The organism is Paraburkholderia sp. BL27I4N3 (assembly GCF_003386115.1).
In the GTDB taxonomy this organism is placed as follows: Bacteria; Pseudomonadota; Gammaproteobacteria; order Burkholderiales; family Burkholderiaceae; genus Paraburkholderia.
In genome coordinates this window covers 2,999,273-3,014,852 of record NZ_QREJ01000001.1, presented here as the reverse complement: position 1 = coordinate 3,014,852, position 15,580 = coordinate 2,999,273, and the positions used below count along the sequence as shown (strand labels likewise).

Sequence of the window (15,580 nt, the reverse complement as noted above, 5' to 3'; positions counted from 1 at the left end):
TTCTATTACTGGAACGATGAGATGAAGATCGATTCACACAATCTGAATGACCTGATGTATTTTTCGCAGGTCGTCGAACACGGCGGTTTTTCCGCCGCCGAACGCGTGCTGGGAATTTCCAAGTCGCGCCTGTCGCGCCGGCTGACCGAACTGGAGGCGTCGCTCGGCGTGCGGCTGCTGCAGCGATCCACCCGCAAGCTGGCGTTGACCGAAGCTGGTCAACTGTTCTACCAGCATTGTCAGGCGATGCTGAGCGAGGCGCAGGCGGCCGTCAACGTCGTCCAGCAACTGCGCTCGTCGCCGCGCGGTACGGTGCGCGTCAGCGTGCCGGTCACGGTTTCGCAGACCATCCTGTCGCAGATTCTGCCCGAATTCATGCATCGCTACCCGGAAGTGCGCGTGGTGATGCGCGTCACGAACCGCGTGGTCGATCTGTTCGAGGATTCGATCGACGTCGCGCTGCGCGTGCGCTCCGATCCGCCCGAAAATGCCAACATCGTCGTGCGGCCGCTGTGGCGAACGGAACAGATGCTCGTCGGCGCGCCGAGCCTGTTGCAACAGAACGCGCCGCCGTTGCTGCCGGCCGACCTGAACGGTTTCGAAACGCTCGACGTGCCGACCGGCGACGGGCGCCACGTCTACAACCTGATCGCGCCCGACGGCACGCGTCACGCGCACGAACACGAACCGCGCCTCGTGACCGCCGATCTGATGACGATTCGTGAAGCGGTGCTCGCCGGCGTCGGTATCGCGGCGTTGCCGGAGATGATGTACGGCGCTGCGCTGCGAGCCGGGCAATTGTCGCCGGTGATGCCGGGCTGGACCTTTCCGACGCCGCAGTTGTACGCTGTATTCGTGTCGCGCCAGGGAATGGTGCCGGCCGTGCGCGCCTTTGTCGATTATCTGGTCGAGATGCTCGATCCCGACGAGGGTAAGCACATCATGGGCGAGTGTCCGACGCGCGAGGAAAAGGTCGTGCTTGCGCAGCCGATGTTCGCGATCGCGTCATAGCAGTTCTCACGGGCCGTGGCATCGCTTTTAGCATTTAAGCGTGGCCTGTCATGAGTACTTTCAATGGCTGTTTGCTTGATTGCGCGGGCTCGCGGGCATATAGTGAAATCCCTTCGCTAAGGAGTCTCTTATGCGGAAACTCATGGCCGCTATGATAGCCGGCCTGATAGGGCTGACCGCGCTGTCCGTGTCGATCACGGCTGTCGCATGCGGTGATTCGAGTAGCTATCAATCTTCGACCGATGGCAAATGATCCCGCCGCCCGAAGGCGCCGAGTGCGCACAAAAAAGGCCTTCATCTGACGATGAAGGCCTTTTACTTTTTGGCCCTTGTTTCAAGGGCTTTTCACCACATTACCTGCTTTTCGGCTGGGTCACGAAGCCGATCTTCGTGAGGCCGCCGGCCTGTGCGGCCGCCATCACCTGCGCCACTTTCTCGTACGGGACCTTGCGGTCCGCGTCCAGATGCAGCTCAGGCTGCGGGTTCGCTTGCGCGGCTTCCGCGATCTTCGCGCTCAGCGCGGCTTCGTCGACCTTCTTGTCGTCCCACGTGACGTTGCCGTCGGCGTCGACTGTGACCGTGACTTGCGCGGGCTTGGTGTCTTCCTTCTGACTGCTTGCGTGCGGCAGATCGATTTTCACCGCGTGACGGATCACCGGAATTGTCACCATGAAGACGATCAGGAGAACCAACATCACGTCGACGAGCGGCGTCATGTTGATTTCGTTCATCAGGCCGTCGTCATCGTCGCCGGCGAAGGGGCTCATTGCCATCGGAGTGCCTCGTCGATCAGTTCGTGCGTGCGGCCAGACGCAGGCCGTCGCCGCGCTTGGACGACGACAGGCGCGCGCCCGTCACGAAGAATGCATGCAGGCCATGCGCAAAGCGGCTCAGTTTGGCGACCAAGGCCTTGTTGGCGCGCGTCAGTGCGTTATAGCCGAGCACGGCCGGAATCGCGACGAACAGGCCGAACGCGGTCATGATCAACGCTTCGCCGACCGGACCCGCGACCTGATCGATCGACGACTGACCGCTCGCGCCGATGGCCAGCAGCGCGTGATAGATGCCCCACACCGTGCCGAACAGGCCGACGAACGGCGCCGTGCTGCCGATCGACGCGAGAATCGCGAGACCGCTCTGCATGCGCGCGACGCTTTCGTCCATCGTGTCTTTCAGGCAGCGCGTGACCCAGTCCGACACGTCCATGCGGTCATGCAGATGGGGCTGCGTCTGATGATGATGATCGGCCGCTTCCTGGCCCGACAGCGCCAGCGCGAGGAACGGATTGTCCTGCGGCGTCGACGAACCTGCGCCGAGCTTCTTCACGCCGTCGGCGAGATCATCCGAATGCCAGAACGCCTGTTCGGCATTCTTCGTGAGGCGGTTCAGGCGCATCACATTCCAGCCTTTGATGACGATCACGCTCCACGACATCACCGACATGATCAACAGCGCGAGCGCGATGCCGCGCGTCACGAAATCCCCTTGCGCCCAGACGTGCGCCAGTCCGTAGTTTTGCATTGCAATTCCTTTTTTTAAAAGCTGCCTCAATCGTTCAGATTGAAGTCGTAACGCTGGGTGGTCGGGACCCGTACTGGCTGCCCGTTCTCAAGATAGGGTTGGCAGGCGCTCGCGCGCACCGCTTCGAGCGCGGCGTCGTCGAGGCGGCTGAAACCGCTGCTCTTTTTCAGAGCGACGTTTTCGAACTTGCCGGTCACGCCGACCACTAGACTCACGATCACCGCGCCAGTCTCGCCGCGGCGCCTGGACAGCGCCGGGTAATCCGGCTTGACGATATTGCACGTGAGGTGCGATATGTCTTTGGGCGCGCTGATCTCCATCGTCTGACGGCCGATCGCCGGAGCAGCAGGCGCGGGCGGTGCAACCGGTGCGGCAGGCGCGGGTGGCGCGGGTGGCGTGGGATCGGGCGCGGCGACGGGCGTGGGTGACGGCGCGGCGGCCACCGGTAGAGGCGTGGGCGTCGGTTTGAGCGTCGGGGCCGGTTTAGGCTGAACCTTCGGCTTGGTGCGAACCGGCGGCGTCGGCGTGGGGGGCGGCGGCGCGATCGACTGAATCGCGACCGGCGCGGCAACCGGCGCCGGCGGCAGCAACTGCGCGGTCATGACGCGCGACTCGAGCACGGGCTGCACGGGCTCATGACGCAAGGTCATGACCACCGCAAGCAGCGCGACGTGAATCGCTGCAACCACGGCGGTTGCGGTCAGGACGCGGGAGTTCAGTCGGGTGGACGAAGCCGGCACGGCGCCGGCTGAAACGATAGGCGAGGCCGGCATGTTAACGTGGCGGCGCGCTGTCGATGCAGCGCGTCAGACAGGACATCGTCATGTTCGAAAAATCAGCAGCGAAATGAACAAAGTAGTCACGAAACCAATCAGCAATTCCATCTCGAACTCCTGTGACGGGTGAGCGGGTAGCTGGCTGGTACGAATACTGGCTTGCTGACGGCAGTGGGATAACGCTGGAACAGCGAGAACGGCATTGGGCGCGAGGCGCCCGAGGCGCGGAGCGAGCCGCGCCTTAATGGCTGGCTTAGGCCGCTTTGCGTTCGTAAAACGTCAGCGGTACAGCTTGCGGGTGATGCTCGAAACCACAGCGGCTCGCACAGACGCCGCTTTTCATCATGACGTCGCGCACGGAATCGGCGCACTTGCCACAGCAGGATGCGACGCCGAGCTCGAACTGGAGCTCGTCGAACGAATCCATGCCTTCCTCGATCGAAGCACGGATCTTTCGGTCAGAAACAGACTTGCAGACACAGACAATCATGGCAGGCGTCATAGCTAACGTTAATGCGAATTATTATCATTTTGTTTGGGCCGTTTGGCAAGCGTCCTGCGTGATTTTTTGTAACAAAACCAGACTCTTAGAAGGGTTTCGTCTATGGAGCGGTGACGCGCGTTGTTGGCGGGCGGCGCGCGAAATGGCCTAAAAGCCGTCGAAAAGCCGCTCGGTGCCCCGAAAAAACGCGCTTGGGCGGCAGTTATGCGGCTTGGGAATCAGGCGCTGCCGTGCGGCGCGAGGGAATCGACACCTGTTCGACCGTGGCGTCGATATGCAGCAGGGTAGCGGCCAATTGCTGCTGATGTGTGCCGTCGCCCGTGGAAAAAAAACGGGGCAGAACGGTGGCCGCACTTTGCGGCGCCGCGCGCAAACCATGCTGGTCGAGCACGCGTTCGAGCTGCCGCGCAATGGCGACGCTCGTGTCGATCAGCATCAGCCGGTCGCCGACGATATCGCGAATCGCCGCATCGAGAAACGGGTAGTGCGTGCAGCCGAGCACCAGCGTGTCCGCGCCAGCGTCGAGCATCGGCTGCAGGTAGCCGCGCAGCAGCGCACGCAATTCCGCGGAGCCGACGTCGCAGCGTTCCACGGCCTGCACGAGCCCGTGGCCCGGCTGGCAGAGAAAGCGGCAATCCGCCGCGTAGCGTTCGAGCAGCGCCTGAAAGCGGGCGCTGCGCAGCGTCACTTGTGTGGCGAGGACGCCGGCGACACGGGTTTTCGATTGCAGCGCCGCGGGTTTGACGCCAGGTTCGACGCCGACCAAAGGAATAGGCAGCTTTTCGCGAACCAGCGCGATCGACTGCGCGGTGGCGGTATTGCAGGCAACCACCAGCGCTTTCGCGCCTTGCTTGACGAGCCATTCGCCGATCGCGAGCGTGCGGTCGGCGATGAAGTCGTCGTCGCGCTCGCCGTAGGGGGCGTAGAGCGAGTCGGCGACATACAGGATCGCTTCGTCAGGCAGTTGTGCCCGGACCGCCCGCAACACCGACAGACCACCCAGCCCCGAATCGAAAATGCCGACCGGTGTGCGCGTTCCGGCGCCAGACGTGAACATTCCTGTATTCGCGGTGGAGGATTCTGCGGGCATAGACGGCGAGGACGCGTGCGGCACGGCGCTCAAGGGACACTCGGAAAAACGGGACGGTGCGCAAGTATATCGCCCGCGCGGCGTGGATCATCGCAAATAAACTGAGCCATGAACGGCGCGCGGGTGGGTGCGGCGTGGGCCGATCACGACTCGACCGAGCCCATTGCGGATTGCTGGTAGTTCTGGATGCCGATCTTGTCGATCAGGTCGATTTGCGTTTCGAGCCAGTCGATATGTTCTTCGGTGTCGTCGAGAATCTTCGTGAAGATTTCACGGGAGATGAAATCGCGCACCGTTTCGCAATACGCGATAGCTTCTTTACAGGTGCTCTGCGAAATCTGTTCGAGCTTCAAATCGCATTCGAGGATTTCTTTCGTTTCCTCACCGATCAGCAATTTGTGCAGGTCTTGCAGATTCGGCAGACCGTCGAGCATGAAAATGCGTTCGATGAGCCAGTCGGCGTGCTTCATTTCACCGATCGATTCGTCGTATTCGTGCTTGCCGAGTTTCTCGAGACCCCAGTGCTTATACATCCGCGCATGCAGGAAGTACTGATTGATGGCGGTCAGTTCGTTCTTCAACTGCGAGTTGAGATATTCGATGACCTTCTTGTCGCCTTGCATGGTGTGTCCTTATAGGGGCTTTGAATTTCCCAGAACAATAAACGGCGAAACGCAAAAAGCCAAGGCAAAAAATCAGATTTTCGCCTGATTTCAGAGGGTTTTTCGCGTGATGCGTACCGTTCTCATTTCATCATAAAAAAGCCGGGGTTTGAGGCCCCGGCTTTGAATTATTCAGCGGATGTCAATAGTTCAAACCGTCGCGACCGGAATCTTGCCGATCTTTGCTTGCCATTCCTTCGGCCCGGTTTGATGAACGGAAGTGCCGTTCGAATCGACGGCCACGGTCACCGGCATGTCCTGCACGTCGAACTCGTAGATCGCTTCCATGCCGAGGTCTTCGAACGCGAGAACCTTCGCGCTGCGAATCGCTTTCGACACGAGGTACGCCGCGCCACCCACCGCCATCAGATACGCGGCCTTGTGCTTCTTGATCGCCTCGATGGCGACCGGACCGCGTTCCGCCTTGCCGATCATCGAGATCAGGCCGGTTTGCGACAGCATCGTCTCGGTGAACTTGTCCATGCGCGTTGCCGTGGTCGGGCCTGCGGGACCGACGGCTTCGTCGCGCACCGGATCGACCGGGCCGACGTAATAAATCACGCGGTTCGTGAAGTCGACCGGCAGCTTCTCGCCCTTCGCGAGCATGTCGGCGATGCGCTTGTGAGCGGCGTCGCGGCCCGTCAGCATCTTGCCCGACAGCAGCAACGTCTGGCCCGGCGTCCACGCAGCGACTTCTTCAGGCGTCAGCGTGTTCAGATCGACGCGCTTGCTCTTCTCGGTGTCCGGTTCCCACTGCACCTTCGGCCATGCGTCGAGCGACGGCGCTTCGAGCTTGGCAACGCCCGAACCATCCAGCGTGAAGTGCGCGTGACGCGTAGCCGCGCAGTTCGGGATGATCGCGACCGGCTTGGACGCGGCGTGCGTCGGCGCGGCCATGATCTTCACGTCGAGTACGGTGGCGAGGCCGCCGAGACCTTGCGCGCCGATCCCGAGCGCGTTGACCTTCTCGTGCAGTTCAACACGCAACTCTTCGATCCAGTCCTTGGGGCCGCGTGCGATCACGTCCTGAATGTCGATCGGGTCCATCAGTGATTCTTTCGCCATCACCATCGCTTTCTCAGCAGTGCCGCCGATGCCGATGCCGAGCATGCCCGGCGGGCACCAGCCCGCGCCCATGGTCGGCACGGTCTTGAGAATCCAGTCGACGATCGAATCCGACGGATTCAGCATCGCGAACTTCGACTTGTTTTCCGAGCCGCCGCCCTTGGCCGCGACCTGCACGTCGACGGTATTGCCCGGCACGATCTCGTAGTGGATCACGGCCGGCGTGTTGTCTTTCGTGTTCTTGCGGCCACCTTCCGGCGGGCTCACGATCGACGCGCGCAGCACGTTGTCCGGGTTCAGGTAACCGCGGCGCACGCCTTCGTTGATCATGTCGGTGACGCCCATCGTCGCGCCGTCCCAACGCACGTCCATGCCGACCTTCACGAACACCGTGACGATGCCGGTGTCCTGGCAGATCGGGCGCTTGCCTTCGGCGCACATGCGGCTGTTGGTGAGAATCTGCGCGATGGCGTCTTTCGCGGCGGGGCTCTGTTCGAGCTCGTAGGCGCGGCCGAGCGCCTGGATGTAGTCGAGCGGATGGTAATAGCTGATGTACTGAAGCGAATCAGCAATGCTCTGAATCAGATCTTCCTGTTTGATGACGGTCATGGCTAGCTCAGTGGGGACGGTGGCGCTTGTTGTCAGTCGCGCGCCTTCAGGGGAGTGGAACCTTTAGCGGAGCCCACGGCGTGCAAGACGGCGGGCTCTTCGAAATGCTTTGGATGCGTGTGCGTGGTGAGGCGGTCGACCAGCGCCATTACGAGCGCAGACACAAGGAATGCGACGTGGATGATCACTCGCCACATGATCGTATGCGTCGAATTCTGGTCCGGGCTGATGAAGGTCTTCAGCAGATGGATGGACGAAATGCTGATCAGCGCCATCGACAATTTGACTTTGAGGACGCCGGCGTTCACGTGATCGAGCCATTCCGGTTCGTCTGGATGACCCTCGACGCCGAGGCGCGACACGAACGTTTCATATCCCCCGATGATCACCATGATCAGCAGGTTCGAGATCATGACCACGTCGATCAGGCCGAGCACGACGAGCATGATGTTGGTTTCGTCGAGCGTCATGGAAGCCGTGACGAGATGCCAGACTTCCTTGAGGAACAGCACGACGTAGACGGCCTGGGCCACGATCAGGCCCAGATAGAGCGGCAACTGCAGCCAGCGGCTCATGAAGATGATGGAAGGGATCGGGCGCATCGGGCGGCGCTGATGGGCGAAGTCGGATCGCGGAGCGGTCATGGGCAAGAGTCAGACGAAACGCAGGTGACGGAACATGGACTAAATGCGCGGACTAAATGCGCCGGCGCGGCATGCACGGTATGCGGCACATACATGACAAACACGCGGCCTATACGCGGCCTGTGCGCGGCGGACCAGGCGCGCAAACCACGGAGTGGACGGCGCGACCCACGGCCGGAGAAGACCGGACAAGCTCGCATCAGGCGCGCTATTGTACAGCGCCGGGTGAATTTGCTGCGTTGCGGCGGGCAGGATGGCGGCGCTGCGACAGGCGGCGCGCTTGACCGAGTACCTTGCGGACGGCGGCCGAGGGCTGGCGGCCGCGCCTTAAACAGTCACGACACCACGGGCGGCACCCGTCTGGCCTTCAGGCTCGCCAGCCCGATCCCCGTGACCACGCAGGCAAGCGCGATGCCGTGCGCCAAGGTGGGCCGCTCGCCGAGAAACGCGATGCCGTAGATCGCGGCCGCCACGGGCAGCACGGCGCTGAACACGCCCGCGAGACTGCCCGGCACATGACGGATGCCCTTCATCCACAACCAGAACGAAAAGATGCTCGCCGACAGTCCGTACCACAGCACCAGCGTCCAGACGCTGAGCGGCACAGCGCGATAGTCGAAGTCGAGCAGCGCGCTCGCGCCGAGCGGCAGCATCAGCAGAAGGCCGAAGAGATGCGTGTACGCGCAGATGTCGATCGGTGCGAGCGTTTGCGTGAGACGTCGTGACAGGATGATGTAAAGCGATTCGCAGCACACCGCGCCGAGCACCATCAGGTTGCCCGCGAACGACGTCTCGCCGCCCGAACTCCGATCCACGTGCGCGAGATTGATGACAACCACGCCGACGATCGCCAGTGCGATCGACGCAAGCGCCCGACCGTTCGGACGCTCTTTGAGGATGAGCCACGCGAGCAGCGCGACCACCGCGGGGATCGTGCTCATGATGACGCCGGCCGCGAGCGCGCTCGTGCGTTGCACGCCGCCGAGCATCAGCAGCGTAAACCCGAAGGTGCCGAACAGGGCCTGCAGGAAAAGGTTGAACCACTCGTCACGCTTCACGCGGCGCAGTCTGGACACGCGCAGAAGCGGCCACAGCACGACTATCGCGATCACGAAGCGCAGTAGCGCGAACAGAGGGACGGGGAGGAACTCGACGATCGATTTACCGATTCCGACATTGCTGCCGACCAGCAGCATCGAGGTGATGAGAAGCAGGGAGTAACGATTCAAGCTGGAATCCGGACGGCTAGTTCAGTTAGCATTGTAAGAGGCCGTGCGAGCCAGCGTAAAGGCGCGTCACGGGTATGCGACGCTCGCACGGCGTCACGGCATGCGGCGTGTTCGTCCGCGGCGGGTCTATGCGCGGGCTCGGGTACATGATTGTCGTGGAACGCGTAGCATGCGTTGCTTCGCGCTGCATTCATCATTCGACGCTGGAGTCACAGGAGCGGCGTTAGGGTTTTCGCTGGCTATCCGGCGCGTTGCGCGTAAGTGGCTGGTAAGTTGCAGCGCTTATGTTTGAGCGTGAGGGCGGAACGTCGTCTGACATGCACTCATGCTGCGGTGCCGCATGAGTGTTACATGCAGACGGATGCACCGTGGCGCAATGATCGGTGATCGGCGCGCGAGGGTTGGAGACAGCGCCGCTCGTTGCGGCGTCAACAAGACAGAGGGCGCGCAACCGGCGCGCCGGCACAGGTTTTACGTTTCATCTTCACCAAGGGGTTGTCGATGTCAGCGATTGAATCGGTTCTTCACGAACGCCGTGTTTTCCCTCCCTCCGCTGAAGCAGCGGCAGGTGCCGCGATCTCCGGCATGGACGCGTACCGCGCGTTGGCCGCCGAGGCGGAACGCGATTACGAAGGTTTCTGGGGACGCCTCGCTCGCGAGACGCTAAGCTGGAATACGCCCTTCACCAAAGTGCTCGACGAATCGAACGCGCCGTTCTACACGTGGTTCGAGGACGGCCAGATCAACGCGTCGTATAACAGCATCGACCGTCACGTCGAGGCCGGCAACGGCGAGCGCGTCGCAATCATTTTCGAAGCCGACGACGGCACCGTTACCAACGTCACGTATCAGGATCTGCTGCAGCGTGTATCGCGCTTCGCGAACGCGCTGAAGAAGCGCGGCGTGAAGAAGGGCGACCGCGTGGTGATCTATATGCCGATGTCGATCGAAGGCATTGTCGCGATGCAGGCATGCGCGCGGATCGGTGCGACGCATTCGGTGGTGTTCGGCGGCTTCTCGTCGAAGTCGCTCAACGAACGGCTGGTGGACGTGGGCGCGGTCGCGCTCGTCACCTCCGACGAACAGATGCGCGGCGGCAAAGCCTTGCCGCTGAAGAACATCGCCGACGAAGCGCTGGCAATGGGCGGTTGCGAAGCAGTCACGAGCGTGATCGTCTATCAGCGCACCGGCGGCAAGGTCGCATGGAACGAAGGCCGCGATCTGTGGATGCACGAACTCACGCAGGCTGAATCGGATCAATGCGCGCCCGAATGGGTCGGCGCCGAGCATCCGTTGTTCATCCTGTACACGTCCGGTTCGACGGGCAAGCCGAAGGGCGTGCAGCACAGCACCGGCGGTTATCTGCTGTGGGCCGCGCAGACGCTGAAGTGGACCTTCGACTGGAAGGCGTCCGATGTGTTCTGGTGTACTGCTGACATCGGCTGGATCACCGGCCATAGTTACATCACGTATGGTCCCTTGACGCTCGGCGGCACGCAGGTCGTGTTCGAAGGCGTGCCGACCTATCCGAACGCCGGCCGCTTCTGGGACATGATTGCGAGGCATAAGGTCTCGCTGTTCTACACGGCGCCGACCGCGATCCGCTCGCTGATCAAGGCCGCTGACGCTGACGAGAAAGTGCATCCGAAGAGCTACGACCTGTCCACGTTGCGCATCATCGGCACGGTCGGCGAGCCGATCAACCCGGAAGCGTGGATCTGGTATTACGAGAACGTCGGCGGTAGCCGTTGTCCGATCGTCGATACGTGGTGGCAAACTGAAACCGGCGGCCACATGATCACGCCGCTGCCGGGCGCGACACCCCTGGTGCCGGGTTCATGCACCTTGCCGCTGCCGGGCATCATGGCCGCGGTCGTCGACGAAACCGGCCAGGACGTGCCGGACGGGCAGGGCGGCATTCTGGTGGTGAAGCGCCCGTGGCCGTCCATGTTGCGCAACGTGTGGGGCGACCCGGACCGCTACAAGAAGAGCTACTTCCCCGAGGAACTCGGCGGCAAGCTGTATCTTGCGGGCGACGGCGCGGTGCGTGACAAAGATACGGGCTACTTCACGATCATGGGCCGTATCGACGACGTGCTCAACGTGTCGGGCCACCGGCTCGGCACGATGGAGATCGAGTCGGCGCTGGTGTCGAACCCGCTCGTCGCGGAAGCCGCTGTGGTGGGGCGCCCCGATGCAACGACCGGGGAAGCCGTGTGCGCGTTCGTCGTGCTGAAGCGCGCGCGTCCGGATGGCGAGGAAGCGGTGAAACTCGCCAACGAACTGCGCAACTGGGTTGGCAAGGAGATCGGTCCGATCGCCAAGCCGAAGGACATCCGCTTCGGCGAGAACCTGCCGAAGACACGTTCGGGCAAGATCATGCGCCGCCTGTTGCGCTCGCTCGCAAAGGGCGAGGAAATCACGCAAGACGTATCGACGCTGGAGAACCCGGCGATTCTCGATCAACTGGGCGAGTCGCTTTAAGCTTGTATGGGTCTGTGTGAAGGGCAAGGGTTTGTCGACGGCATACCCTTGGTCCCACGCAGATTGCTGGTCATGAAGCCGCGTTGTTGAAGCCACTGGGCGGACAATCCCGATTGCCTGGCCGGTGGCTTTTTGATACATAGGCGCATGGCCGCGCCGCACCACTCCTCTCATGCCACGCTCAATCCCCTGCCTGAACCGCCCGCGGTCTCGGCAGCGATGGCGCGCGCGCATCAAAAGTATTGGCGCTTCAACCTCGCATTGATTGCGACGTTGATGACCTTGGGCTTCATCGTGTCGTTCGTGTTGCCGCTGATGGCGCCCGCTCTCGCGCAGGTGCGGGTCGGCGGCTTCAGGTTGCCGTTCTACTTCGGCGCGCAGGGTGCGATCCTGATCTATCTCGCGCTCATCGTCGTGTATATCGTGCTGATGCAGCGCGCCGACCGCCAGTTGAAACGCGCCTTTGACGCGGATGCCAGCGCCAGCGCTAGCGTCGGCACCGACGCTTCGGTCGCGCGCGGAAACTGAGCCGATGAAGCTCACGAACCGGCTGATCAGCTCCTACGCCCTTTACACGCTCGGCTTCCTGCTTTTCATCTATGTGATGTGGCGCATCGAGCGCACCACCGGCCCCGGCGTGTGGATCGGCTATGTGTTCCTGTTCGTGCCGATCGCGGTCTATGCGGTGATCGGCCTGCTGTCGCGCACGTCCGATCTGGTCGAATACTACGTGGCCGGGCGGCGCGTGCCGTCCGTCTTCAACGGCATGGCGACAGCGGCCGACTGGCTTTCAGCAGCCTCGTTCATCGGCCTTGCCGGGTCGATCTATGCGACCGGATATGACGGTCTCGCTTATCTGATGGGTTGGACCGGCGGCTATTGTCTCGTCGCGTTCCTGCTCGCGCCGTATGTGCGCAAGCTCGCGCGCTACACGATTCCCGATTTTCTCGGCACGCGGTTTTCGAGCAACGCCGTGCGCGGCCTTGCCGCGCTGGCGGCGATTCTATGTTCGTTCGTTTATCTGGTCGCGCAGATCCAGGGCGTCGGCCTGATTGCGACGCGCTTTATCGGCGTGGATTTCGCCGTCGGCATCTTCTGCGGACTGGCGGGCATTCTGGTGTGTTCGTTTCTTGGCGGCATGCGCGCCGTGACGTGGACGCAGGTCGCGCAGTACGTCATCCTGATCGCGGCGATCCTGATTCCCGTGTCGATGATCGCGCACAAGGACGGCCTCGGCTGGGTGCCGCAATTCAACTACGGCCGCTTGATGGTGCGTGTCGAAGGCCTCGAGAAGCAGGTGCGCGACGCGCCGCTCGAGCAGACCGTGCGCGACGATTATCGCCGCCGTGCCGCGTTGATGCAGATGCGGCTCGACACCTTGCCGCAATCGTTCGTCGACGAGAAACTGCGTCTCACGCAGGAAGTCGCCGATCTACGCCGTCATAACGGCCCGCTGCGCGAGATCAAGGAGCGCGAGCGGTCGCTCGAACAGTTTCCACGCGACGCCGCCGCCGCGCAGATCGTCTGGGCCCAGCGACGCGATGAAATGCTGATGCGCGCGGCCGCGCCGGTGCCGATGCATGAGCCGTTCCCCGCCGTGAGTGATGAAGACCGGCGCATTCATGAACGCAATTTTCTTTCGCTGCTGCTGTGCCTGTCGCTCGGCACGGCGAGCTTGCCGCATATTCTGACGCGCTATAACACGACGACCTCGGTGGCCTCGGCGCGACGCTCCGTCGGATGGACGCTGTTCTTCGTCGCGCTGTTCTATCTGACGGTGCCGGTGTTGGCGGTGCTGATCAAGTACGAGATATTGACCAGCCTGGTCGGCCATCACTTCTCCGACTTGCCGCAGTGGCTCATGCAATGGCGCAAGGTGGAGCCGAGCCTGATCAGCCTTGCCGATACGAACGGCGACGGCATCGTGCGCTGGAGCGAGATTCAGATGCAGCCCGACATGGTCGTGCTTGCCGCGCCGGAGGTTGCGGGGCTGCCGTATGTGATGTCGGGGCTGATCGCGGCGGGCGCGCTGGCCGCGGCGCTCTCCACCGCGGACGGTTTGCTGCTCACCATCGCCAATGCCTTGTCGCACGATGTGTACTACCACATGGTCGATCCGAATGCGTCGAGTCAGCGGCGCGTGACGATCTCGAAGATTCTGTTGCTGGGGGTGGCGCTGTTCGCGTCGTATGTGGCGTCGCTGAATACGGGGAACATTCTGTTTCTGGTGGGCGCGGCGTTTTCGCTGGCGGCTTCGAGTCTGTTTCCGGTGCTGGTGCTCGGCGTGTTCTGGAAGCGCACCACGCGGCTCGGCGCGGTGGCGGGCATGGTGGCGGGGCTGGTGGTGTGCATCTATTACATTGTCTCCACGTACCCGTTCTTCACGCAGATGACGGGTTTCGCCGGCGCGCGGTGGTTCGGGATCGAGCCGATCAGCTCAGGCGTATTCGGCGTGCCGGCGGGGTTTCTGGTGGCGATCGGCGTGAGCCTGATCGACCGGAAACCGGACGCTTACACGCGGGCGCTGGTGGACTATATCCGGCATCCTTAGGCCGGTTCGCGCATGGGTATGGCGCGGCGCGCGAAGTTTGCTATAATTCGGCTCCCCGCCGGAGAGATGGATGAGCGGTTTAAGTCGCACGCCTGGAAAGCGTGTATAGGTTAATAACCTATCCGGGGTTCGAATCCCCGTCTCTCCGCCAGGAACGAATGATAAGCCGTTGAATCCGTAAGGATTCAACGGCTTTTTGTTTTCTCGCCAGCCTTTCTGGCATCTCGCCGCCGCAAAGATTCTGTAATCTGTAGAATGCGCGGATGGAGACACATAGCATCCGAGACGCAAGCTCTTTGCGCTACGTGACCGGCCTCGATGGACTCCGAGCCATTTCGATGATGCTGGTCGTTCTATTCCACTACACGAGCTATTTTTCCAGCAGCCTCTCGGAGTCGGGTGGCGCATGGTCCGGCATCGTGCGTATCGCGTCGACCGGCTGGATAGGCGTGGACGTGTTTTTCGTGATCTCGGGCTTTCTCATCACCACGACGCTACTAAAGCGGCCCGTCAATTCAGTCGCGTCCTACGCAAAATTCATCCAACGCCGGGCCATCCGGTTGCTGCCGGCCTACGTCGCGAGCTTGCTGATATTCACGCTTGTCGCGCTGCTGATCGACCCGCATAGCAAGGTGTTGAAAAACGAGTACCTGCTATGGACATTCACGGCCAGTCTGCAGTCGCTGTTCGGCGATCGGGTCGCGCTGGCCGATCAACATTTCACCATGGCGCATTTCTGGACGCTGGCCGTGGAATGGCATTTCTATATTGTCTTCCCGATTCTCGTCGCCCGTTTCCATTCGTACTTTCGCCCGGCCTTGGCGCTCCTGCTGGTGGCGATATCGTTCAGAGTGGCGTGCCATTTTGCCGGAATTTCCGATAACGGCATCTATACTTTCACGCTTTGCCGGATCGACTCGATTGCAGTAGGCTGCCTGCTCGCGCTCGTGCCTTCCCACCTTCGTTCCAGGCAGTCCGCAGCGGCAGGCGTACTCGGTGCGGCGATGTTCATGGCGATCTGGATTGCGTTGGCATGTTCAAATGTCCCGTTCAAAACCCTGGCGTGGCTTCAGACGTTCGGATATACGCTGCTAGCCGTGTCAGTCGCATTGATGATTTACCGGGTCATCCATTCCTCTCCGCGTTCGCCGATCGTGCGAGCGCTGGAATTCAAGCCGCTTGCCTCAATAGGGCGCGCGAGCTATAGCCTGTACATCTGGCACGTGCCTTTTTATCCCGCCATTGCGCTGCTGGCGCAACGCAATTTCGCGGACATCCGGCTTGCGTATCTGGTCGCGGTAGCGGCCGGCGTCGTGGTGACGGCGGCGCTCGGCGGCCTCTCGTATCTGCTCGTCGAATCCCGATTCACCCGGGCGCGTCCGCCGGTTCTCGCCTGAAGGCACCGAGCCGTTTTGTCGCTGCCGGCGCCGCGCGCC

General features: G+C 62.0%; 14 protein-coding genes and 1 tRNA gene. 6 read left to right on the top strand and 9 right to left on the bottom strand.

The genetic code is table 11. The annotated features are described in order from the left end of the window. Window positions 1–21 precede the first annotated feature (21 nt). Window positions 22–1,011 carry a LysR family transcriptional regulator gene (locus B0G71_RS13735; RefSeq protein WP_116148589.1) on the top strand — a complete coding sequence of 330 codons (990 nt, stop codon included), beginning with the start codon at window positions 22–24 and terminating at the stop codon, window positions 1,009–1,011. A gap of 353 nt (window positions 1,012–1,364) precedes the next feature. Here B0G71_RS13735 and B0G71_RS13730 read toward each other — a convergent pair whose 3' ends face one another. The 9 genes from B0G71_RS13730 to B0G71_RS13690 form a co-directional block, all read right to left on the bottom strand. Further along, window positions 1,365–1,784, bottom strand: a complete 420-nt coding sequence (locus tag B0G71_RS13730; protein ID WP_116142413.1) for a biopolymer transporter ExbD — start codon at window positions 1,782–1,784, stop codon at window positions 1,365–1,367. Between the two features lie 16 nt (window positions 1,785–1,800). After that, a complete protein-coding gene (locus B0G71_RS13725) occupies window positions 1,801–2,532 on the bottom strand; it encodes a MotA/TolQ/ExbB proton channel family protein (RefSeq protein ID WP_116142412.1) in 732 nt (243 codons plus the stop codon). 26 nt (window positions 2,533–2,558) lie between these two features. Then, a complete protein-coding gene (locus B0G71_RS13720) occupies window positions 2,559–3,305 on the bottom strand; it encodes an energy transducer TonB (protein ID WP_116142411.1) in 747 nt (248 codons plus the stop codon). 256 nt (window positions 3,306–3,561) lie between these two features. Beyond that, window positions 3,562–3,798 (bottom strand): bacterioferritin-associated ferredoxin, encoded by a 237-nt coding sequence (locus B0G71_RS13715; protein ID WP_012432441.1) that lies wholly within the window; start codon window positions 3,796–3,798, stop codon window positions 3,562–3,564. A gap of 214 nt (window positions 3,799–4,012) precedes the next feature. Next, a complete protein-coding gene (murI, locus tag B0G71_RS13710) occupies window positions 4,013–4,867 on the bottom strand; it encodes a glutamate racemase (RefSeq protein ID WP_258875592.1) in 855 nt (284 codons plus the stop codon). Window positions 4,868–5,043: 176 nt separating this feature from the next. Continuing rightward, window positions 5,044–5,523 (bottom strand): bacterioferritin, encoded by a 480-nt coding sequence (gene bfr, locus B0G71_RS13705; RefSeq protein WP_012432443.1) that lies wholly within the window; start codon window positions 5,521–5,523, stop codon window positions 5,044–5,046. Window positions 5,524–5,712: 189 nt separating this feature from the next. Next, window positions 5,713–7,236 carry a fumarate hydratase gene (locus B0G71_RS13700; protein WP_116142409.1) on the bottom strand — a complete coding sequence of 508 codons (1,524 nt, stop codon included), beginning with the start codon at window positions 7,234–7,236 and terminating at the stop codon, window positions 5,713–5,715. A gap of 32 nt (window positions 7,237–7,268) precedes the next feature. Then, entirely contained in the window at window positions 7,269–7,838 is a 570-nt protein-coding gene (locus B0G71_RS13695) for a TIGR00645 family protein (RefSeq protein ID WP_220377345.1), read from the bottom strand. A 377-nt stretch (window positions 7,839–8,215) separates the two neighbouring features. Next, window positions 8,216–9,109, bottom strand: a complete 894-nt coding sequence (locus tag B0G71_RS13690; protein ID WP_116142407.1) for a DMT family transporter — start codon at window positions 9,107–9,109, stop codon at window positions 8,216–8,218. Window positions 9,110–9,610: 501 nt separating this feature from the next. Between B0G71_RS13690 and acs the strand changes: the two genes are divergently transcribed. From acs to B0G71_RS13665, 5 genes are all read left to right on the top strand, one after another. Beyond that, the gene (acs, locus tag B0G71_RS13685) at window positions 9,611–11,593 is read left to right on the top strand and encodes an acetate--CoA ligase (RefSeq protein WP_116142406.1); all 1,983 of its coding nucleotides are present in this window, start codon (window positions 9,611–9,613) and stop codon (window positions 11,591–11,593) included. A gap of 147 nt (window positions 11,594–11,740) precedes the next feature. Further along, complete coding sequence (locus B0G71_RS13680) at window positions 11,741–12,121, top strand: DUF4212 domain-containing protein (RefSeq protein ID WP_181916770.1); 381 nt, start codon at window positions 11,741–11,743, stop codon at window positions 12,119–12,121. A gap of 4 nt (window positions 12,122–12,125) precedes the next feature. Beyond that, window positions 12,126–14,144 (top strand): sodium:solute symporter family protein, encoded by a 2,019-nt coding sequence (locus B0G71_RS13675; RefSeq protein WP_116142404.1) that lies wholly within the window; start codon window positions 12,126–12,128, stop codon window positions 14,142–14,144. 60 nt (window positions 14,145–14,204) lie between these two features. Then, window positions 14,205–14,295: transfer RNA gene (locus B0G71_RS13670), tRNA-Ser, on the top strand. Between the two features lie 112 nt (window positions 14,296–14,407). Beyond that, entirely contained in the window at window positions 14,408–15,541 is a 1,134-nt protein-coding gene (locus tag B0G71_RS13665; RefSeq protein ID WP_116142403.1) for an acyltransferase, read from the top strand. Window positions 15,542–15,580 lie beyond the last annotated feature (39 nt).

What these genes read in the sequence shown, in the direction of transcription:
- acs (WP_116142406.1), top strand. Translation starts at nt 9,611, where the DNA reads ATGTCAGCGATTGAATCGGTTCTTCACGAACGCCGTGTTTTCCCTCCC.
- murI (WP_258875592.1), bottom strand. Translation starts at nt 4,867, where the DNA reads ATGTTCACGTCTGGCGCCGGAACGCGCACACCGGTCGGCATTTTCGAT.
- B0G71_RS13700 (WP_116142409.1), bottom strand. Translation starts at nt 7,236, where the DNA reads ATGACCGTCATCAAACAGGAAGATCTGATTCAGAGCATTGCTGATTCG.
- B0G71_RS13720 (WP_116142411.1), bottom strand. Translation starts at nt 3,305, where the DNA reads ATGCCGGCCTCGCCTATCGTTTCAGCCGGCGCCGTGCCGGCTTCGTCC.
- B0G71_RS13730 (WP_116142413.1), bottom strand. Translation starts at nt 1,784, where the DNA reads ATGGCAATGAGCCCCTTCGCCGGCGACGATGACGACGGCCTGATGAAC.
- B0G71_RS13680 (WP_181916770.1), top strand. Translation starts at nt 11,741, where the DNA reads ATGGCCGCGCCGCACCACTCCTCTCATGCCACGCTCAATCCCCTGCCT.
- B0G71_RS13675 (WP_116142404.1), top strand. Translation starts at nt 12,126, where the DNA reads ATGAAGCTCACGAACCGGCTGATCAGCTCCTACGCCCTTTACACGCTC.
- B0G71_RS13695 (WP_220377345.1), bottom strand. Translation starts at nt 7,838, where the DNA reads ATGCGCCCGATCCCTTCCATCATCTTCATGAGCCGCTGGCTGCAGTTG.
- B0G71_RS13665 (WP_116142403.1), top strand. Translation starts at nt 14,408, where the DNA reads ATGGAGACACATAGCATCCGAGACGCAAGCTCTTTGCGCTACGTGACC.
- B0G71_RS13725 (WP_116142412.1), bottom strand. Translation starts at nt 2,532, where the DNA reads ATGCAAAACTACGGACTGGCGCACGTCTGGGCGCAAGGGGATTTCGTG.
- B0G71_RS13735 (WP_116148589.1), top strand. Translation starts at nt 22, where the DNA reads ATGAAGATCGATTCACACAATCTGAATGACCTGATGTATTTTTCGCAG.
- bfr (WP_012432443.1), bottom strand. Translation starts at nt 5,523, where the DNA reads ATGCAAGGCGACAAGAAGGTCATCGAATATCTCAACTCGCAGTTGAAG.
- B0G71_RS13715 (WP_012432441.1), bottom strand. Translation starts at nt 3,798, where the DNA reads ATGATTGTCTGTGTCTGCAAGTCTGTTTCTGACCGAAAGATCCGTGCT.